Genomic DNA, 21454 nt, shown 5'->3' with positions numbered 1-21454 from the left:
CAGATAAACCATTATTAATTGCAACTAACATAATGCTTTGTGCAAATATTCCTAAATCAAATACTGACCATGCTGGTTAATTCTTTGGAATAGTTAAATATACAATTACAGGAGCATTAAACAATTCATTATTAGCTTGATTAAATAAATTAATCTTATTTCTAAAAAAGTATGTTTGTGATGCTCCCATCATAGCCATATTTTGACTTGGAAAAGTATCCCATTCAAGCGATAACATTGATGCAAACTCATCAGCAGCCGGCACTTTAGCAGCAGTATTTTTCTTAAATTCTTCTTTAATATGTTCCAAGCTTTCGCCTGTAACTGCATAAGCTTTCCAAGGTTGTGAATTAAGTAAAGATGGAGAGTGCTGAGCTTCTTTAATGACTTTGGTTATTACTCGATCTAAGACTTTCCTATTGGTAAACTTTCTAGTTACCCTTTCATTTTTAAAAACTTCATCGAATTCCATGTAAGTTACCTCCTAATTTATGGTCCACTCAATGAGTATTCGTCCCTTAAGACTATATTATATTAAAAAATTTGCTTAAATGCTCCAATTTTATATAAGTAAAATCATTTCTTATCTTTTATTTTTTTCTTGTGCTTCTTCAATTCTTTTTCGTGCTGCAAGATCATTTTTTCGCAAAGTAATGAATGCAGTTATGGTTAGCTCTAGCCCACCACTACAAATAAATAATAATCCTAATGGAAACAAAAACAAAGTATTGGGATTATTTTTAAGTGGTGACTCTATACCCCAACAAATTACACCTGCCAACATCAAAACTACACCAATCATCACTAATTTTGTACTCGGACGATACCTTTTCATCAGTCTTCCTCTCTTAGAAATTCAACTAATTTTTCTAATTGCCTTTCAGCCTCATAATAACCAATATTATAAACTCGTTTTATATTATCTTTATTTGTTTCTATTGTACCAATATCTAAGGCTTCTGGTGGTCTAATCACAAAAACACTTCCTGCGATTTCTTCTTTTTCAATATAGTCTAAACAATTGTTATAATCTTGTGATCTAGTCTTTACTTTTTTGAGAACATTTGGATATTTTCTTAAAACTATTTTTTCAATCGGCCATAATCTATCTGCTGCCTTCCGATATTCTTTCGGCTGAGTTGTAATTATGACATTCTTGTCGTAATGTTTTTGTGCAAATCTAATCGGAATAGAGTCAGATACCCCACCATCAAAATAAAAATGACCATGAATTGCGACAGGGTTAGCAAAAAATGGAATTGAAGCTGACGCTCTAACCCATTCAAGATCAAGATATCCACAATCTGTTAACAAGTGATAATTAGCTTCACCTGTACTAGCATCAGTAGAAACAGACCAAAATTCCATCGGATTCTGTATAAATTCTTTTTTATCAAACTTATCAAGTTCATCAGGAATTAAATGGTAACAAAAATTGGCCCCATATAAATTTCCAGATCTTAGCCAGGATTTCCAGCTTGCATAACGTGGATTACCTGCAAAACGTAAATTATAACGTAAACTACGCCCTATCTGCTTTGATTTATAATTTACGCCAAAAGCAGCCCCAGCAGAAACCCCAACTGCACCATCAAACTCAATATTATGTTCTAGCAATGCATCAATAACTCCTGCTGTGAAGAGGCCACGCATTGCTCCACCTTCAAGAACAAGACCCTTTTTCATATAAAATCTCCCAAATCAGATTATCATATATTTATTATACAAAAAAACACTCAATTAAGAGTGTTTTATACTAGACTAATGATCTTATTAGTTAAGCCCTTCCCATTTCCATTCAGTAACTTCTGGCATATCCTTACCATTATCACGAATGTATTGGTGGTGCTTAGCAAGCATTGAATCCATTTCATTAATGAAGTCTTCATTCTTACCAGCTAAACTTGGGATACTTTCTACTGCATCTTTAACCAAGTCATAACGGTCTAAGTGGTTCAAGACACGCATATCAAATGGAGTAGTAATATCACCATTTTCTTCATAACTGTGAATATGAACATTAGCACGCTTTCTTCCGAACCAAATTGATTGCATCATACTCTTGTAACCATGCCATGCAAAGATTACCGGAACATCTTCTGGGAATAAGCGGTCAAATTCTTCATCAGAAATTGCCTTTGGATTATCCTTAGTGTTCATCAATCTCATAATATCAACAACATTAATGTAGCGAATCTTAAGATCTGGGAACTTTTTGTGTAAGATATCGATTGCAGCCAAAGTTTCAAGAGTTGGTTCAGTTTCAGTTGAAGCAAAGACTACATCAGGTTTTGCACCTTTATCAGTTGAAGCCCAATCAACGTAACCTAAACCATTATCTACAAGCTTTGTAGCTTCATCAATTGAGAACCATTGTGGACGTTCTTGTTTTGAAGTTACTAAAACATTGATACTTTCACGATCTTGGAATGCTTTATTTGATACAGCAAGCAAAGTGTTAGTATCTGCTGGCAAGTATTCATGAATAAGATCTGGACGATTCTTTTCATATAAGTGAGTTAAAATACCTGGATCTTGGTGAGTGTAACCATTGTGATCTTGTTGGAATACAGTTGAAGTTGCTACAAAGTTAAGTGCAGGGTAATCATGACGCCAGTATTGTTCCTTAGCTTTTCTGAGCCACTTCATATGTTGAGTAAGCATTGAATCAACTACACGGCCGAATGCTTCATAAGTAGCGAAGAATCCATGACGACCAGTTAAAACATAACCTTCAAGGAAACCTTCATCTTGGTGTTCTGAAAGTTGTGAGTCAATTATACGACCAGCTGGTGCCAAGTTTTCATCATTTGGTTCATGAATTTCAGCTTCCCATTGACGTTTTTGATCATCAAGAAGTTCAAATAATCTATTTGACTTAGATTCATCTGGACCAAATCCACGGAAAGTGGTTGGATTCAACTTAGAAATTTCATTTAAGTATTTAGCCCATTCAACCATATCTTGAGCTTCAATTGAACCTGGCTTATCAAACTTCAAAGCAAAATCACGATAATCCGGCATGTTAAGACGCTTTGGATCCTTACCACCATTAGTGATTGGATTCATAGCCATACGCTTGTCGCCCTTAGCAGTGTTTTCTAAGACAATATCCTTAGGTGAACCATCTTCATTGAACAATTCTTCAGGCTTGTAGCTTTCAAGCCAATCAACAAGCATATCCTTATGGGTCATGTCATCTTGAGAAACAGGAATTGGAATTTGGTGAGCACGGAATGAATTTTCAATTGGATTACCATCTAAGTCCTTCTTAGGACCAGTCCAACCCTTTGGTACTTGGAAAATAATTAATGGCCAATGTGCAATACTTGCATCATTATTTTCACGCGCATTCTTTTGAATGGCCTTAATTTCTTCAATTACCTCATCCATGGTCTTAGCCATTTCTTCGTGGACTTGCATAATATCCTTTTCACCATCGAAACGGCCACCCTTAAATGCAGAAACAAAGTGTGGGTCCCAACCCATACCACGGAAGTATTCAGTCAATTCTTCATCGCTCATTCTTGAAGTAATGGTTGGGTTAGAAATCTTGAAACCATTAATTTGCAAAATTGGAAGAACTGCACCATCTTTAATTGGATTAATAAACTTATTACTAAACCAACTTGCGGCAAGTGGACCAGTTTCCGCTTCACCATCACCAATTTCAACTGCAGCGATGACATCAGGATTATCTAAAATTGCACCAACACCGTGTGAAAGTGCGTATCCTAATTCCCCACCTTCATGAATTGATCCTGGAGTTTCAGGAGCAGCGTGAGATGCCACACCACCTGGGAAACTAAAACGCTTGAAGAGCTTTGTCATACCCTTTTCATCTTGAGTAATTTCTGGGTAGCGTTCAGTATATGAACCATCAAGGTATGAGTTAGATACCATAACTTGACCACCATGACCTGAACCTTCGATATAGAACATATCAAGATCATATTTCTTGAGCACACGGTTTAAGTGGGCATAGATAAAGTTTTGAGGAGCAATAGTACCCCAGTGACCAATTGGCTTTGGTTTTACATCTTCGGCTACTAATTGCTTTTTAAGAAGTGGATTTTTCATTAAAAACAATTGTCCAACTGAAAGATAGTTTGCTGCACGCCAGTATGCATCTACACTCTTTAAGTAATCTTGTGAATCATAATTAACTGACATAATTATCTCCTTTTGCAACTCATTAAATTCTTTTTGCTATAACTTTATAATACCAGCATTTTGCAAAAGTTCAACTTTTATAAAAATTGGGACGATCCAATTTTGAATATACAATTAATATTACAAATTAATACATGAAAAAAAGGACGAGAGTTTAATATTCTCGCCCTTATAATTTATTTTGTATTAATTTTACTATGATGATATCCATAAGTTAGATAAATAATCAATCCAATTCCAAACCAGATTCCAGCAAAAATAAATGTATTAAGTGGCAAGAAACACATCATACCAATACATGCTAAACCGGAAATAATTGGTAATACTGGATAAAATGGCACCTTAAAACTTGGCTTTGGTAAATCTTTTCTCCCTCTAAGCAAAAGAACACCAAACGAAACAAAGGTAAATGCAAGTAAAGTCCCAATTGATACTAAGTGAGTTAATTCATCTAATGAGAAGAATCCACCCATTAAGATGATAATTAAAGTAACCAACCATAACGCATTTGCAGGTAAACCTTTTTTGTTAATTTTACCAATAGCTGGAGGTAATAAGCCATCACGACCAATAGAATAAACCAATCGCGAGCTAGAATAAGTCATTGAAATCATCATAGTACTCATTCCAACTAATGCTCCTAAAGATAAAAGATCAGCTAACCAGCCTTGATTAACTTGACGCAAAGCAAAGGCAACAGGGTTGGCAACATCTAATTTATCAAAATGAACCATTCCTGTTAAAACAACTGAAACTGCCATATACAAAATAGCTGCAATTATTAAGGTTCCAATAATTCCAATTGGCATATTTCTTTTAGGATTTTTCACTTCTGCTGCAGAAGCAGACACACAGTCAAAACCTAGAAAGGCAAAGAAAACTGTCGTAGCACCATGAAAAATTCCCGTAGTGCCAAATGGTAAGAAAGGTTTGTAATTTGAAGGTTTAATAAAAAATAGTCCTACACCAACAAAAACAAAGATAATAATTATTTTGAGGACCACAGCAATATTATTAATTCTCATTGATTCTTTTAATCCTCTTGATAACATGAGAGCAATTAATAAGACGCTAACGGCAGCCATCAAATTAAAATATGTTCCTTGTCCCGGATTATAAGCATTTGTTAGAGCATGGGGCAAGGATAAACCTACACTATTTAATAAAGCGTTAAAATAAGCTGCCCAACCTGAAGAAACTGCCGCTACAGAAAGCATATATTCTAAAATTAAGGCCCAACCGAGAATCCAACCAATAATTTCGCCAAAAAGCAAATTACCGTATGAATATGCTGACCCAGCTACAGGTATACTTGAAGATAATTCAGCATAGCACATACTACACAAACCACAAACCAGTGCAGCAACCAAGAATGAAAGTGTAACTCCTGGTCCTGCAGTTGTTGCAGCCACTGTACCTGGTAAAATAAAAATTCCAGTTCCAATTACAGCACCTATTCCTAAAGCCAATAAGTCTTTTGCTCCCAAAGTTTTGACAAATTTTTTATCGGTACTTAAGTATCTACCGATACTTTCTTTTCTCAGAAGATCAAACTTCATCTCTTATCCTCTCTTTATAAAATTTCAATAAAAAAGCTAACTAGTTCTACCACAGTAATCTAGTTAGCTTTCAAAAAACTTTTCCACGTAAAGAAACGCGATAATAACCTTTTTTGCTTTACTAGATTACCTAGCAAAGCCTCAATCCAAATAACTTTGCTCAGGTACAAACGGTTCAGAGTTTGTACCCAAGAAAAGAGTACAAACTCTACATAAAGTAAGCAAAGTTAAAAAAGTTATGAATTGAGTATAAGTTATTCATCGTATTTCTCCTTTCCTTTTGTTGCTATAATTAAAGCATGATAAATCTTTTTTGTCAATTTTAATTTAAAATTTATTTTTAATTTAGTAATTCAAATCTTTAGTTATTCATTTAAATTTACAAAGGTGTTGAATCTCATATATTCGTAATGAACTCGCATATTAGAAACTTCAAAGGGCGTTCCATCATCTAAAAAGAAAATACCATCCATTACTCCAACTGGTTCAGTATCTCTTAATTTCATTAATGATTGATCCTCAAGACTTGATGGTTGAACTGTGATATTCAAAAATGATTTGGTTACTGCCTTATTTTGTTGTTCTTCTAAATAATTAAACAATGATCTTTGCAAAATTTCTGGCGTCAATTCTGGCACAATTTTTATTGGTAAATATCCTGTTTCAATCAAAAATGGTTGATCATCTAGTAAACGCAATCGCTTAAATTCATAAACAAAATCATTTGAATTCAAGAATAAGTCTTGAGCGATACCTTTTGAAGCTTTGACGACTTTAAAATCAATAAGCTTAATAGTCTGTTTTTTACCTGGAACTTTAAAACTATCTGTTAGTCCCAAATTTGAACCATCATAACGAAAAAGTGCCTTATTTTTTAGATAGAGTGGATTAATAAAAGTACCACTACCTCTTTTTTTAAATACAATTCCGGCCTGTTCTAGCACTCCAAGTGCTCTTTTCATTGATGAACGACTGACCGAATATTCTTCGGCCAAACTACGCTCATCTGGTAATCGCATTTCGGGATATTCATTATTTAATATTTTATTTTTTATATCTTGCATCACCTTGCGATATACAAAGTCAGCCATTATTGTCTTCCTTGATCTGCTTTTCTTACGCCATCAATAAACCAATTTGCAAATGAATCAACATCAACATCAGTAGCAACTTGTGCATTAACTTCTTCTGACATAAAATCAATTACACTAGCACCGTATGTAAACTTACCACTAGTTTCAATTTGAACATTTGCATCCCTTATGGTGAAGACCTCTGGACAAAGTATCAATCCGACGGCTGTTGGATCAAAAATTTTAATTCTTGGGTCACCATCAGGTTCATGAATATTTGAAAAGAGTGAATAAAGCATATGACCAACTTCGCCGCTTTTATCGATTTCACGCATTTCTTCGGGCGTAATGTGGGTCTTATTGCCAATTTCAAGAGGTGCAACTTTAATTGGTAAACCACTTTGAAAAACAACCTGAGCGGCTTCTGGATCCCCTGCAATGTTGTATTCGGCAAGTGGACTGTGATTTCCACGACCGATATTTGCACCCATAATTACAATCTCTTCAATGTTTTCAACCACATTTGGATATTGCTTTAAAAGTAAGGCAAAATCAGTTAATGGTCCAATTCCAAGCAAAGTTACCTTTTCAGGGCTATCCATAATTTCATTGTACATTAAAGTTGCAGCAAGACCTGGAACAACCAATTCATTAGTGGCTTCTTCAAAGTCGAAACCTGCAACTCCTGTCTTACCATGAACTGATGCCGCACTAATTTTAGGTGCTACCAATGGTTGATTTGCACCTTCAGCTACTGGAACTCCAGTATGTAAGAACTTTTCAAGATTTAGGGTATTTTGTAAGGTATATTCAAGTGCAACATTACCCCAAGTTGGAACAATCATTTTTACATCTAAATCTTTTGAAAAAAGACTGATGGTTATTGCAGCAATATCATCAATACCTGGATCAGTAGAAATGATTAATGGCTTTTTTGTCATTGAAATCTTCCTTTCACTTTATCATTTAAATTAATTAAAAAAGAAAAGCAGTGATTTGTCCACTGCTATTTTTTTATCTTTCTTTTTCTTCAATTGTTCCGTCGCTATGAGCAATAATTACTTTATCACACATATCAAGGAATAATCCATGTTCGACTACACCAACTGTATGGTCAAGAAAATCTGCTAATCCGTGTGGCGCAGGAACTGGATCAGCTGCCAAGTCAATAATGTAGTTACCATAATGAGTTACATAGCGATCACCATTTTCATCCATTCGCCATTGAGGTTTCAAGCCTTCTTGTTCAAAACGCTTAAAGTTTTGTTCACATGAAATTGGTAAAACTTCAACTGGAAGCGGGAAGCCACCTAAGCGATGAACTAACTTAGATTCATCTACAATCCAAATAATCTTTTTAGAATTGATGGCAACATTCTTTTCCAAAGTTAGGGCACCGCCACCACCTTTAATTCCATTTAATTCATCATCAACTCGATCAGCACCGTCGACTGTTAAGTCTGCTTGATCGATTGCTGATAATTCTTCTACCTTAAATCCTAAACTTTCAAGTTGTTTTTTACTCCTGTTAGAAGTAGTAACAATATGAGCTAAGCTAAAACCCTCTTTATCCTTACGTTCGCCTAAAGCATCAATAAAGAAAGCTACTGTAGAACCTGTACCAACACCTAAAGTTGATCCTGATTTCACCATCATAGCTGCTTTATTCGCAGCTTCTTTTTTTAAGCGATCTTGCTCTTGTTTATCCATGTTTTTCCTCTTTAATTAACAAAATATATATCGACTTAATTATAACAAAAAAGCACCTAACTAGGTGCTTTGAATATTCTATCGACAGTTTAGTTTTTAGACGATTAAATCTTTTAGTTTAATCAACTAATTACTTATCTTCTTTACGACGGCTAGCCAAACCAATGATACCTAATGCTGAAGCCAATGCTCCGGCAATAATTCCAGAAACTGAAGTCTTTTCACCGGTTTGTGGTAATGCTTCTTGAGTTGCATGTGGCATTGGTGCTTCTTCATTATCACTTGCTGCATGAACTACTGGCACTTCACCCTTTTCTTCAGAAACTGGAGTTTCTGGAGTTGTGGCATGTGGTGCTGGTGTATTTGAAGTGTCATCAGCTGGTTCTTCTGGAACTTCAGGAGTTTGTGGATGTGGCATTGGCGCACCTTCATTTGGTACTTCTGGAGTTGGTTCATCAGGAACATTAGTATCTGGATTTGGTTGTGGCTGTGGAGCTGGAGTTGGATCAGTTGGAGTACTTGGAGTACTTGGAGTTACTGGTACATATACAACTGGAATATCTTCACCTGGGTTAGGTGGAGTTACAGTTGATTTTTCTGGAGTGTAACCTGGTACTTCTGGTACTGGTTCGTTTGGTGTTACACCACTTGGGTTCTTAGGATCAGTTGGGTATTGTGGTTGTGGTGCGTTTGGAATTACGTGACCTTCTGGGTCAGTTGGAATAATGTGTCCATTTTCCTTGTAAGTTACCACTACATCATAATCACTATCTATTGCCTTAAGAGTTACACCGTTAACAGAAGTTAATCCATTACCATCTTTACTAATATTAACTACGTGGTAGTGTTCTACAACTGGAACCTTTTCACTTAAAATTGCTTCTTCTTTAGGTGACCAAGTTAATGGAGTAATCCATTCACCAGTTACCTTGTTAAGAACACCACTTGCAGTAAAGTGAACTGATTGTTCAATACTCTTAGCTACTTCATTATCATTTTCATCAACGAACTTAATAGTACGAGTTACAGTCTTGTTAAGACTCTTTTCATCAGTACCTTGTGGGTATTTAGGACCCTTACCTTCTGGATCATCAGGATTTAATGGTTCACCTGGCTTACCTGGATTTTGTGGGTTTACAGGTATAATACCTTCAGTAAAGTGAACTTCAAACTTGTTGCCAGTCTTTTCAAATACTTCGTTACCATTTTCAAAGTCACTTGAAACAAAGTCATAACCTTCATTTTCGTACTTATCAACAGTTGAAGTAGTTGTGTAAGTAATCTTTTGACCTACTTCACCGGCAATAGTTGTAGTTGATAAAGTCTTACCAGTGGTATCGTCAATGTAAGTTACACTTCCGATTACTGCTTCTGGTTTAGTATCTACCAATGGTGGTACAGTTGCAGTTTCCTTCTTAATGTAAGGTACCTTCACATCATCACCTGGATTTGGTGGAGTTGGCACGTTGTGATCCTTACCAGGAATATCTGGAATGTAGCCAGGAATTTGTGGTACTGGTACATTTGGTACAACCTTTGAAGGGTTGGTTGGATCAGTTGGATATGGTGGTAAGTCTGTAGTTGGTACATCAGGAATTGGGTTTCCATTTGGATCAACTGGGATAATGTGACCGTTTGGTGCGTAAGTTACAACAACATTGATGTTATTACTATCATGGTTAACAGTAGTTGCATCAACATTTACGTTGTCTTTAGAATCTGCACTGACGCTTACTACGTGGTAGTAATTTACTACTGGTGAGTTTACAGCATCTAAAGTACTGTCTTCTGGAGTCCAAGTTAATTCACCTTTTTGGTTAATAATATTACCATCTTTGTCAACAGTTACTAAGTTACCAGTTACATTATCAATAGTTCCTTCAGCAGTAAACTTAATATTTTGAGTTACTGTCTTAGGTGCAGTAAATGGATAGCCATCTTTTTGACTGCTTGCAACATAAGTAATTGTACGAGTTACTGTCTTTTCAAGGTCTTCTTTTGAAGTACCATCTGGGAACTTAGGGCCTTCTGGCGTGGTGATTGGTTCACCTGGGATACCTGGGTGGTTAGGATTAATAGGAGTAGTTCCATGCTTGAAGTGGACTTCAAATACATTACTACCGTTAGTGAATGTTTCATCACCGTTCTTGTAGTCGCTTGAAACTAACTTGTAGCCTTGTTTTTCATAGTTCTTGATTGTAGGATCAGTGTTATAGTCAATCTTTTGACCTACTTTACCTTCAAGCTTCACAGTATCTAATGTAGTTTTAGTAGTATCATCGATATACAATACTGCGCCAGCTACTTCCTTATTATCTACAGGTGGAGTAGTTGGAACTTTGGTTTCTTTTTTAGTGTAAACAAAAGTTACATTATACTCATAAGGAACATAACTACCACTGGTAGCACCATAAGTTTTAGTCAAAACATAGTCAGGAATATCTTTAGCTTCTACTGCCCAATGTCCTTCTGGATGCCAGTGAGCTGCATCATTAATACCGTTATTGGTTTGATCGGGGTTATTAGGATTTTGTGCAACTTCTATTGAAGGTTGAAGTTCTTTGTTATTTTCGTCAACATAATGAACTTTGACAGGTTTATTAGGAATTAAATCAACTGAAATTCCAGCTTCGTTAAAGTTGAAGTAATCACTATTCTTATGGTAATTAAAAGTTCCTACATAGGAATAGCCTTGTTTTTGGTAGCGATCAATCATCGCTTGGTATTTAGCTTCAATGTCACCATTTTCTTCTTCGTAAGTTACACCATATACACCAGTAGCATTAAATCCACCAGGTAATTTTTCCCAAACTGGGCCAAACCATTGACCATCTACGTTAGCTCCTGCTTTAATTTCTTTAGGATCATCATTTTGAGTGATCTTCTTATATTTAAATTGCACAATAATTGGATTTGAGTTATTTGCTGATTGAACTTGATCATAGTAACCAATATATTCAGGATCAGAAACTAATTCATAACCAGGGATATCAATGGCGTGAACTAAAAACTTAGATTCGCCAGGATACATAACATCGCCCGCAGTATTGGCAATACTTTGACTACTTGAAGTATTTGAACCTACTCCTGTAGTAGATAAAACTTTACCGTTTTCTTCATTTACATATTCTACGTAAATTGGTGAGAGTGGTGCGTAGTGTAAAGTAATATCAACATCATGACCATCTACATAGGCCAGATTACCTTTCATCTCAAAGTTAGAGGTAATAGCTTCTGGGTTTAGTAACTTATATCCAGTTGGGGCCATTCCCAAAATACCTACCAGATCACCAGCTTTTACTTCTTGATTAAAACTACCGTTAGTTGCAGGTAATTTTCCAGTATAAGTTAATGGTGCATTAGTTACATCATTCCAAAAGCTAATATTAACTTGGTATGATTGCTTTTCAGTAGCCTTGTTAGTCGAAGTTTTATCTTCATCTAAAGCATTTACAAGCTTCTTAGCATCAACTTTCTTTACATCCTTATTAGTTTCAATTTTTAAAGTAGTAGTTTCAATATCATTGTTTGCAGCACTTGAAGTGGCAACGCTACTTAAAGCTGCTGAACTAGCTGCGCTTATAGTAGCAGCGCTACTTGAAGTTGCTGCGCTTGATGATGATGCAGCACTTGACTTAGTTGTTGCTGAATTTGCTACTTGAAGTGTCTTAACTGCCGCTGAACTTGCTACTTGAAGCGGCTTAGCTGCTGAACTTGCAGGAGCTTCGCTGTCTCCAACTGTAGTGGACTGAACACCATTTCCACTCTTAACTTCGGCATGTACTTGGCTAGTTTGAGTGCCAAAGTACAATGAAGTACCAAGTAAAACTGAAGCAGTACCAATAGTTAATTTTCTAATACTAAAGTGATTTTGACGTTGAGCAGCTTGCTCCATCTTTTTTATTTTATTATTTCTTGATAACATTTTTATTTCTCCGACTTAATCTATATCTCTGTGTTTGTATATGTTTTGAACATGTATTAATATAACATATGTTTTTTAAAAGGCAATAATTTCAAAATAACGGATCCATTGCTAAAATTACAGAGTTCATGAGGAATAGAAAATGATTTTACAACTTAAATCACCTATAAAAGTTATAGATAATATTATTTCTTTCATAACAATAACAGAAAGAAATCAAAAAAATATTTTGAAAGAAATTTAAATTGGCGTTGTTTCTTTTTTATTCAAATTGAAATAAGTATAAAGCTTGGCACAAAAAATGGCTTCTCTGTTAAATGCGCAGAGAAGCCATTTTTAATTTTTAATATCTATTTATCAAGATTTGGAGCCTTGTTGATTTCGGCTGACATCATCCAAATTCTCTTTTCAATTGCAGTATGGAATGAAATTAACATATCGTTGGTTGAGTCATCGCCCTCTTCGGCACTGACTTCAATACCTTTTTCATATAATTTATCAAGATAATGGTAACCATCAACGATCTTAGCGTAACGTTCATCAATAGTTTCATCCCAATTTCCTTTTTCATCAGGGATCTTAGTCTTTTCCACAATTTCACCTAAAGTTGAAACAGGGCTACCATCTAATGTAACTAATCTTTCTGATACATAATCAAGTTGAGAAGCTAATTCAGCCATTACATCATCTAAATATGGGTGAAGCTTTAAGAAGCGGTTGCCACGCATGTACCAGTGGTGTTGGTGCACAATCATGTGCATTTGTGTTAAATCTGCTACTAATTGATTCAAAACTTCTTTAGTCTTTGGATATTTCATATTATCCTCCTTATTTCTTAAAACCTCTAACAGCTCCACCATAACAGGTATTCACCCATAATACTAATTAAACGTCTCGAAATTTTTATTTATATTAATATACTGTGTCAATTATCTCTATCCTTTAAGTAACCGATTTTATCAAAAATTTCTGTTAATTTATTCCAAGACTCATGATCAGGTAGTCGATGCTGCAAAGCCAACCTCTTTTTAGTAACAAGTTCTTTAACTTGATACTTTTGTCCCATTGTTTCAATAGTTTTGGCCAAATCATTCGAACGTTTTAATAACTTTCGTTCGCTCATACTTTCCTCTAAAAAGGCGGCATCAACTTCACGGAGTTTTAATTTTCCCTCCTTATCAAACTGGTAACCGCCCCACATATGTTGCTTAATTGGAGGCATCGGTTCACTATCTACATAGCAAAGCTTTCCAACCATATGATGACTAGCAGTAATTCCTAAAGTTACTGGATCATAAATATCAACATAATTATTTATTTTCGGACGAAGTTTATTAACAATTTTTCGTTGCTTTTGATCTAGCAATAGCCAAATATTTGTCCCCTCATAAAGATAAGCTCCAGCAATTTGCTGTGGATGATGACAATTTGCCAAAGCATACTGTGCATTAATTGAACCAAGTGAATGTCCATATAAATAAAAATGCACATATGGGTGCTTTTTAAGAGTTTTATTTAAAACTTGAGCCGCAGATTTCAATTGACTAGGAACTCGTCGTTCATTAACTAATAACGCAACCAAAATTGGCAAATTCGTCCGTAGCCATTCATCCCTCCAAGTAGTTGGATTGCCTTTAGAAATTCCATATGAACCTTTATATAAAATCGTAACTTCTGTTTGATTAGCAATAACAAATGCTCTCATTCCATCCTGAGCATAAATTGCTTCCACTACTGTTCCAATTAAGTGATCATTAACAACAATTTGTTCACCGAGTTTTAATTCATCATAAGCTTTTTTAGTTAATTCGACTCTTTCAAGGTCGGTAAGTTGTTTATTAATATCCATAACTTTTACCCAATAAAAAATACTAACTACACTTGATATATCATGTAGTTAGTATTTTAAAGAAAACTAGTTTGTTTTTGTATCAAAACGTTTTTGCAAATAGTTAGCAAACATTGATAAACAGAAACAAACAATAAAGTACATGACTGCAATAATCAAGTACATTGGAATCATATAATTAGTATCTTGACTGTAAACAATTTGAGCATGGTATAAGAGCTCAGGCAAGATAATGATTGTTGCAAGTGAAGTATCCTTAACTAATGAAACAAATTGTGACAAAAGCGTTGGGATCATTTTCTTTAAGGCCTGTGGCATAACGACATAGAACAAAGCCTGAATATAAGTCATACCGTTACTTCTTGCACCTTCCATTTGTCCAACTGGAACTGAAGCAATACCGGCACGGATAATTTCTGCAATCATACACGATTCAAAGACTACCAAAGCAATAATTGAAGCTACCACTGGGTTCACCTGCAAGCCCATTGCTGGAAGGCCAAAATACGTGAAAAAGATAATTAAAAGTAGTGGCAGGTTTCTAATAATATCAACTACAAAGCCAACAATCTTTGATAAAATAGGAACCCTTGTATAACGAATCGTTCCTAAAATTAGGCCAATAATAAAACTTAATAAAATTGAAATTATTGAAACATAGATTGTTACCCACAATCCTCGAAGAAGGAATTGGATATTAATCCATGAATAAGCTTGACCAAAATCCATAATTCATTCCTCCTTTTACTTGTTTTCCAAATGTTGCATGTAGTACGAAAGAGGTAAAGTTAAAATCAAGTAGAAGAGTCCAACAATAATATAAGTTGGAATTGTTTGGAAAGTACTTGAGGCAATAACATCCCCTTGATACATCAAATCAAATCCAGCAACAAAGGCTAAAACTGATGAGTTTTTAATTAAGTTGACAAATTGGTTACCTAGCGGTGGAATCACAATTTTAAATGCTTGAGGCAAAATGACATAGCGCATTGCTTGCCAATAAGTCATACCATTACTTCTTGCACCTTCCATTTGTCCATCACCAACTGACTCAATTCCTGAACGAACAGTTTCAGCAATAAAAGCCGAAGTATAAAGAGTAAGGCCAATGGTTCCTGCAGTAAATCCATTCATCTTAAACCAGAATTGTGGAATTACTAAGTAGAAAATCATTGCAATAACCAAAAGCGGAATATTTCTAAAAATTTCAATATAAATCTTAGCAATAGTTCTCCAGAACTTATTTGGATTGGTTTCCAAAATTGCAAAACCTGATCCGATAATCAAACTAAAGATCAAAGCTAAAATACTACAGCAAACAGTATTCCAGAAGCCGATAAGGAAAGTCTGCCAGTTATCAGTTAATAATGACCACATTATCTTTCAGCCTCCTTAATACTAAATCCAGGAATTCCATCAAACCATTTATGCATTAAACGGTCATATGTTCCGTTTTCTTCTAATTCTTTCAAAGCTTTATCAATTTGCTTAGCGAGTTTGTCTTCACCCTTATTAACTGCAACTGCGTATGGTTCGTGGGTAAAGGTGCCCCCAACAACATGGAAGCCTTTGTTTTCTGATGCAATACCAGCCAAAATACCATTATCAGTACTCATAGCTTGACCTTGACCGGCCTTTAATGCAGTAAAGGCTTGACCATAATCATCATATTCAAGAACGCGAGCCTTAGGCGCAAATTTTCTAATATTGGCTACAGCAGTTGTACCTTTAACCGCAACAACTACTATACCAGGTTTATTCAAATCCTTAACATTCTTAATTTTACTATTTTTAGGGACAAGCAAAGATTGACCAGCATTAAAGTATGGCGTTGAAAAATCAACAACTTTAGCACGTTCTGGCGTAACGGTTACAGTTGCCATCAAAGCATCAACGTTACCATTTTTTAAAACTGGAATCTTAGTTTTTGAAGAAGTTTGAAATAAAACAGCTTTACCATCTTTACCAAACATCTGCTTGGTAATTGCTTTAGCAAGATCGATATCAAAACCAACCAATTTATTTTCTTTAATATCCATCAAGCCAAATAATCTGGTATCATTCCTAACTCCCCAGATAATCGTTTTTGATGCATTTACTTTTTTATAAACAGCATTCTTATTTTGAAGCTCGTTACCATAACTTTCACAGGCGGATAAACTTACAGCCGCGATTAAAAGCATGGAAACAAGAATAATCTTCTTCCATATTTTTCGCATAGTACCACCTCAATTAATTGGTAATGATTTTGCTTAAGAATTCTCTTGCACGTTCAGTATTTGGATGTTCAAAGAATTCTTCTGGCTTTCTGTCTTCAAGTACATGACCTTGGTCAAAGAAAAGAAGTCGATTTCCAACTTCACGCGCAAAACCCATTTCGTGAGTAACCACAACCATTGTGATTCCTTCGTCAGCAACGAACTTCATGACATCTAATACATCTTGAATCATTTCTGGATCAAGAGCACTTGTTGGCTCATCAAAAAGAATTACCTTTGGCTTCATTGCAAGTGAACGAGCGATTGCTACACGTTGTTGTTGTCCTCCAGAAAGATTACGTGGATACATATGAGCTTTATTTTCTAATCCAACTTTTTTAAGAAGATCCATAGCAATTGCTTCATTTTCTTCTTTAGAACGGTGAAGGACAACTTTTGGAGCAAGTTCAATATTGCCTAAAACTGTGTGGTTTTCATATAAATTAAAGTGTTGGAAAACCATCCCCACATTCTTACGAATTTTATTGATGTCGGTCTTTTTATCAGCTAAGTCGTAACCTGTAACGATTAACTTACCGTCATTAATCTTTTCAAGCCCATTCATTGTACGGATAAGCGTACTTTTACCTGAGCCGGATGGTCCGATAATTGTTACAACTTCGCCTTCATGAATAGTTAAATTAATATCTTTTAAGGCATGAAATTTACCATAATATTTATCAACATGTTGAAATTCAATAATTGGTGTCATGTGGTTTATCACCTTTCTTTAAATAATATTATCTACATTTTACCCTTTTTTTAAAAAATAAAAAAGATAATCTTACTAATTTCCACACAATTAAATATCAAACTGCTTCAATAGTTTACTTTCTACGGGTCTATACACTGCATAATTTTATATATTGTACGATATTTAAATCCATAACTATTCAAATATAGCTTTAAAATAAAAAGATTATTTTATTTATTTTTCTTAATAAGCTCTCATAATCACGGATTGGGTATTGTCACAGCAGACTTTTACCGTTAATATGATACTTGATTAACAAAGGAGAAGAAGATGACAGCACTTAATAAACCCGTGGTTATTGGTATTGCTGGTGGTTCTGGAAGTGGAAAAACTACTATAGCTCATGAAATCGCTGAAGGAATTGCCGACAAAGACCAAGATCGAATTGTAATTTTAACTCAAGATTCCTACTATAAAGACAATACTGGACTTTCAATGGAAGAACGTAAGCAGATCAATTATGATCATCCCGATGCTTTTGATATGCCACTTTTGGAAGCTCAAATAAACCAGCTTTTACATCGCAAATCTGTGGAAATGCCAACCTATGATTTCACTGCTCACACTCGAAGCGATAAAACAGTTCATATTGAACCAGCAGATATCATCATTCTCGAAGGAATATTAGTTCTATTTAATGAAGATATCCGGAATCTTATGGACATTAAGGCATATGTTGACACAGATGACGATATTCGTTTTATTCGCAGATTAGAAAGAGATATGAAAGAGCGTGGAAGATCACTTGATTCTGTAATTAATCAATATCTTTCTACTGTTAAGCCAATGTATCACCAATTCATTGAGCCAACTAAACGCTATGCCGATATTATCATCCCTGAGGGCGGTGCAAATAATGTTGCAATCGATATGCTTAAGACGAAGATAAGTTCAATTTTGACAAATAAATAAAACAAAAATGCTATATCACATAATTAATTTGTGATATAGCATTTTTTTCTAAGCTATTTCTGGTTTTAAAACTTTATCAAATAAGTTTGTAATTAATTTTACTAACACTCCGTCAAAAACAAGTGCCGAGATCACTCCCGCAATTAGCATTGCGATTTGTAAACTAATTGAATACTTATACCAGCCATAAATAAAATATTGTGGAATATATGCGCCAAAACTAGCGAAAACTGCACCTGTTAAAACACTAGCCCAAGTAAATTTTTCATAACGTGCTTTTTTAGGGAAAAATCCGATCTCATTAGCTGCCCCTTGAATTAAGCCTTCAACTACAGTCAAAATTCCCCATTGACCTCCAATTGCCATTTCAACTATAGATGCAAGTACTTCACCTAAAGTACCAGACCCTACAGTTGGAACAAAATACATAGCAAGTGGCGCAGCCATAAACCATAGGCCTGAAAAAGCCATATCCATTACAGGTGCATAACCTGTTGGAAGCAGTGCTAATTTTGCTAAATTATAAAGATTATTAAAACCATAGGTATAAATTACACCCATGATAATTCCGATTAAAGCAACTAAGATAATTGCCTTAATATCCCATTTTGAAGATCTCTTAAACATAAAAAACTCCTTTCGACTAATAATAAGTCAAAAGGAGTTGAAATTTTTCTCTTTTCACACTTCCCTTACGCAAGTATTATCTTGTTCAGGTTCAAAGGGTATTATCTCAGCTTTGCAGCACCCCTAGTGACTTATTCATAAACTGCTTACACTATACCATAATTATTCAAAATCAGTAAATTAAATCAACTTAAAACTATCAAGTTTCTCTTTTGTCATATCCCGAATGATAGCTGTTGCTAAATCAACTGAAGCCTTAAAATCTTTATATGCGCTAAAGCAGTATGGTGAATGCTCATAGCGAACAGGAATACCGATAACAATAGTCGGAGCACCGTTTTCGTAGTAAATTGCAGCACCATCTTGTCCCCCACCTGTTCTAACAGAACGAGTATAAGGGATGCCATTCTTATCAGCTAAATCACATGCATACTGTTGGAACTTAGGATTTGGCAGAAATGTTGTATCCATATCTCTAAGCATTGGTCCACGCTTTAAACCAGTTTGTGATAACCATTCTGGTTCAAAGGTATCATCAGCTGGACAGCTTTCAAGAACAATACATAAATCAGGCTTTACCTTTCTCGCTGTAACATATGCACCGCGAAGACCAACTTCTTCTTGCGAAGAAAGAGCAGCAACAAGATCAAAGTTAACTTCTTCACCTTTTAAATTATCCAAAATATCAACCATCGCACCCGCACCGAAGCGATCATCGAAATCTTTTCCAAAGAAAAGACCGGTCTTGTCATTGTATTCACACTTCACATCAACAAAAATTGGACAACCGGTATCAATCTTGAAGTCATTAATAGTTTCTTCACGACTAAGAGAGCCCACATCAATTGACATATCTGCTACTTCTGGAACATTGTTTCTTTCTGCAGCCGTCATAAAGTGTGGCGGCTTAGTTGCAACAACACCTGGGATGTACTCACCATCACGGTTTCTAATCTTAACCTTCAAAGCAGGGATGTTGTACTTAACCCAACCACCAAGTGGAACAAACTTAATCATCCCATTTGGACGAACTGCTTGTGTGATAAAGCCAACAGCATCTGAGTGTGCATCAAGTTGAACAACCGGACGATTACCCTTATTTTCTTTTTTTGAAGCGTAAAGGTTAAGCATCCCGTCAATTTCAACATTTGCTGTATCCTGAACATAGTCTCTAAACATTTTAACGAATTCTTCTTCAAAACCTGAAGTAGAATTTGCGTCTGAGAACTCTTTCAACATTTTAATTTCTTGTTCTTTTTTCATATTAATCCTCCCAAGATGATTAATTCTATCTGTCATTAATTCTACTAAATTTTTATTTCTTTCTAAATCAAAAACTAATCTGTAGTAAGATTATTAGAAGAAAAACGATAAGAAAGAAGTCTTTAACTTGAGTGCTGAAAAACCTATTTGGAAGAAAAATTTATTTGTTTTATCAATTGCCGTCTTTTTAGCAGGTATTGCATTTTCTGAAGTAATGCCCTTCTTACCACTCTACATTGATACACTTGGTAACTTCACCCACCAACAATTAAATTTCTGGTCAGGATTCGTCTTTTCTGGAATTTACTTTGTTTCTGCAATTGTCTCACCCTGGTGGGGAAAATTAGCTGATCAAAAAGGACGCAAATTAATGATTCTTCGGGCATCATTTGGAATGGCTATAGTGTTAGCTGCAATGGGGCTCGTCCAAAATGTTTGGCAATTATTTTTCTTAAGAATGCTTCAAGGATTCTTTTCTGGCTTTGTTTCAAACTCTAATACCTTAATAGCTACAGAAACACCAAAAGCTAAAGCCGGTCAAGCTTTAGGTACTATGGCATCATCCTTTACTGCTGGAAATTTACTTGGACCCTTTGTGGGTGGTGCAATGGCATCAATTGTTAATTATCGAGTAACTTTCTTCATTACGGGCGGACTACTATTAATTTGTTTCTTTCTCTCACTCTTTTTTGTTCATGAAACTGACTTTAAACCAATCAAGGAACATAAATTGGATAAAGCTAGTGGTGTCATCAAAGAATTGCGTAGCCCACGTTTGATTTTCGGATTATTACTCACAACTTTAATTATTCAATCAGCCAACAATTCAATTAATCCAATCGTTTCTTTATATGTTCGACAGCTTCTTAACGGTCATGGCAATGTAGTCTTTATTTCTGGTATTATTGCCGCTTTACCAGGAATTGCTACCTTTTTAGTAGCCTCAAGATTTGGTGCTTTAGGTGATCGAATTGGAACCCATAAAATTATTATCGGTGGATTTATTGCGGCAATTATATTTTTCTTTTTAACGGCCTTTGTCCAAAATACAATTCAACTTGGGATTCTTCGTTTTATGGTCGGATTTTCAGATGCCTGTCTTTTCCCACAAGTACAGACTATGCTTACCAAAAATTGTCCTCCAAAAATTACTGGAAGAATTTTTTCATGGAATCAGTCAGCTATGTATATTGGTAATATTATTGGACCACTGCTTGGATCTACAATTTCTGGTCTATCCTCTTACAGTATGGTTTTCCTAATTACTTCTGCAATCGTAGTTTTAAACTTAATTCTTTTTGAATTTAATGTTGTTAAACAAATAGATTAAAAAAAGTTCCTGTACTACTTA

Annotated in this window: 18 protein-coding genes, 1 pseudogene and 1 riboswitch; of the genes and pseudogenes, 2 read left to right on the top strand and 17 right to left on the bottom strand. The window is 35.2% G+C overall.

Features of this window, described 5'->3' with window-relative positions; all coding sequences use genetic code 11:
* The 15 genes and pseudogenes from NFR82_RS02135 to NFR82_RS02065 all read right to left on the bottom strand — a co-directional run.
* Positions 1 to 472 (bottom strand): annotated as a pseudogene (locus tag NFR82_RS02135) (nitroreductase family protein); the annotation flags it as partial.
* A gap of 111 nt (positions 473 to 583) precedes the next feature.
* A complete protein-coding gene (locus NFR82_RS02130; protein ID WP_251716502.1) occupies positions 584 to 835 on the bottom strand; it encodes a hypothetical protein in 252 nt (83 codons plus the stop codon).
* Positions 835 to 1686, bottom strand: a complete 852-nt coding sequence (locus NFR82_RS02125; RefSeq protein ID WP_251716501.1) for a patatin-like phospholipase family protein — start codon at positions 1684 to 1686, stop codon at positions 835 to 837. Before NFR82_RS02125 ends, NFR82_RS02130 begins: the two co-directional genes overlap by 1 nt.
* An 87-nt stretch (positions 1687 to 1773) precedes the next feature.
* On the bottom strand, positions 1774 to 4173 hold the full coding sequence (locus NFR82_RS02120) for a phosphoketolase family protein (RefSeq protein ID WP_251716500.1): 2400 nt from the start codon (positions 4171 to 4173) through the stop codon (positions 1774 to 1776).
* 176 nt (positions 4174 to 4349) lie between these two features.
* The gene (locus NFR82_RS02115) at positions 4350 to 5732 is read right to left on the bottom strand and encodes an APC family permease (protein WP_251716499.1); all 1383 of its coding nucleotides are present in this window, start codon (positions 5730 to 5732) and stop codon (positions 4350 to 4352) included.
* 365 nt (positions 5733 to 6097) lie between these two features.
* The gene (locus NFR82_RS02110; protein WP_251716498.1) at positions 6098 to 6823 is read right to left on the bottom strand and encodes a GntR family transcriptional regulator; all 726 of its coding nucleotides are present in this window, start codon (positions 6821 to 6823) and stop codon (positions 6098 to 6100) included.
* Positions 6823 to 7746 carry a nucleoside hydrolase gene (locus tag NFR82_RS02105; RefSeq protein ID WP_251716497.1) on the bottom strand — a complete coding sequence of 308 codons (924 nt, stop codon included), beginning with the start codon at positions 7744 to 7746 and terminating at the stop codon, positions 6823 to 6825. Before NFR82_RS02105 ends, NFR82_RS02110 begins: the two co-directional genes overlap by 1 nt.
* 73 nt (positions 7747 to 7819) lie before the next feature.
* A complete protein-coding gene (gene rpiA, locus NFR82_RS02100; RefSeq protein ID WP_251716496.1) occupies positions 7820 to 8515 on the bottom strand; it encodes a ribose-5-phosphate isomerase RpiA in 696 nt (231 codons plus the stop codon).
* A gap of 130 nt (positions 8516 to 8645) precedes the next feature.
* On the bottom strand, positions 8646 to 12440 hold the full coding sequence (locus NFR82_RS02095; protein ID WP_251716495.1) for a mucin-binding protein: 3795 nt from the start codon (positions 12438 to 12440) through the stop codon (positions 8646 to 8648).
* Positions 12441 to 12790: 350 nt separating this feature from the next.
* Positions 12791 to 13258, bottom strand: a complete 468-nt coding sequence (locus NFR82_RS02090; RefSeq protein ID WP_251716494.1) for a Dps family protein — start codon at positions 13256 to 13258, stop codon at positions 12791 to 12793.
* A gap of 107 nt (positions 13259 to 13365) precedes the next feature.
* The gene (locus NFR82_RS02085) at positions 13366 to 14289 is read right to left on the bottom strand and encodes a DUF2974 domain-containing protein (protein WP_251716493.1); all 924 of its coding nucleotides are present in this window, start codon (positions 14287 to 14289) and stop codon (positions 13366 to 13368) included.
* Positions 14290 to 14355: 66 nt separating this feature from the next.
* Positions 14356 to 15018: an amino acid ABC transporter permease gene (locus tag NFR82_RS02080; RefSeq protein WP_420908725.1), complete on the bottom strand. Its 663-nt coding sequence runs from the start codon at positions 15016 to 15018 to the stop codon at positions 14356 to 14358.
* Positions 15019 to 15033: 15 nt separating this feature from the next.
* Positions 15034 to 15666 carry an amino acid ABC transporter permease gene (locus tag NFR82_RS02075; RefSeq protein ID WP_251716492.1) on the bottom strand — a complete coding sequence of 211 codons (633 nt, stop codon included), beginning with the start codon at positions 15664 to 15666 and terminating at the stop codon, positions 15034 to 15036.
* Positions 15666 to 16508, bottom strand: a complete 843-nt coding sequence (locus NFR82_RS02070; RefSeq protein WP_251716491.1) for a transporter substrate-binding domain-containing protein — start codon at positions 16506 to 16508, stop codon at positions 15666 to 15668. Before NFR82_RS02070 ends, NFR82_RS02075 begins: the two co-directional genes overlap by 1 nt.
* Before the next feature lie 13 nt (positions 16509 to 16521).
* Positions 16522 to 17259, bottom strand: coding sequence for an amino acid ABC transporter ATP-binding protein (locus NFR82_RS02065; RefSeq protein ID WP_251716490.1), 738 nt, complete (start codon positions 17257 to 17259; stop codon positions 16522 to 16524).
* A gap of 312 nt (positions 17260 to 17571) precedes the next feature.
* On the opposite strand from NFR82_RS02065, the gene udk reads away from it, so the two are divergent.
* Positions 17572 to 18213 carry a uridine kinase gene (udk, locus tag NFR82_RS02060; protein WP_251716489.1) on the top strand — a complete coding sequence of 214 codons (642 nt, stop codon included), beginning with the start codon at positions 17572 to 17574 and terminating at the stop codon, positions 18211 to 18213.
* A gap of 48 nt (positions 18214 to 18261) precedes the next feature.
* On the opposite strand, the gene NFR82_RS02055 is transcribed toward udk, so the two are convergent.
* Both NFR82_RS02055 and NFR82_RS02050 read right to left on the bottom strand, forming a co-directional pair.
* Complete coding sequence (locus tag NFR82_RS02055) at positions 18262 to 18840, bottom strand: ECF transporter S component (RefSeq protein ID WP_251716488.1); 579 nt, start codon at positions 18838 to 18840, stop codon at positions 18262 to 18264.
* A gap of 44 nt (positions 18841 to 18884) precedes the next feature.
* Positions 18885 to 18975, bottom strand: a riboswitch (TPP riboswitch).
* Between the two features lie 45 nt (positions 18976 to 19020).
* Positions 19021 to 20103 (bottom strand): M42 family metallopeptidase, encoded by a 1083-nt coding sequence (locus NFR82_RS02050; RefSeq protein ID WP_251716487.1) that lies wholly within the window; start codon positions 20101 to 20103, stop codon positions 19021 to 19023.
* A 127-nt stretch (positions 20104 to 20230) separates the two neighbouring features.
* On the opposite strand from NFR82_RS02050, the gene NFR82_RS02045 reads away from it, so the two are divergent.
* Positions 20231 to 21433, top strand: a complete 1203-nt coding sequence (locus NFR82_RS02045; protein WP_251716486.1) for an MFS transporter — start codon at positions 20231 to 20233, stop codon at positions 21431 to 21433.
* The last annotated feature ends 21 nt before the right edge of the window (positions 21434 to 21454 follow it).

It is taken from the genome of Lactobacillus agrestimuris, from assembly GCF_943193025.1.
Classification (GTDB): Bacteria; Bacillota; Bacilli; order Lactobacillales; family Lactobacillaceae; genus Lactobacillus; species Lactobacillus agrestimuris.
The sequence above is the reverse complement of the archived record's forward strand: the minus strand, read 5'-3'. Positions and strand labels throughout refer to the sequence as shown.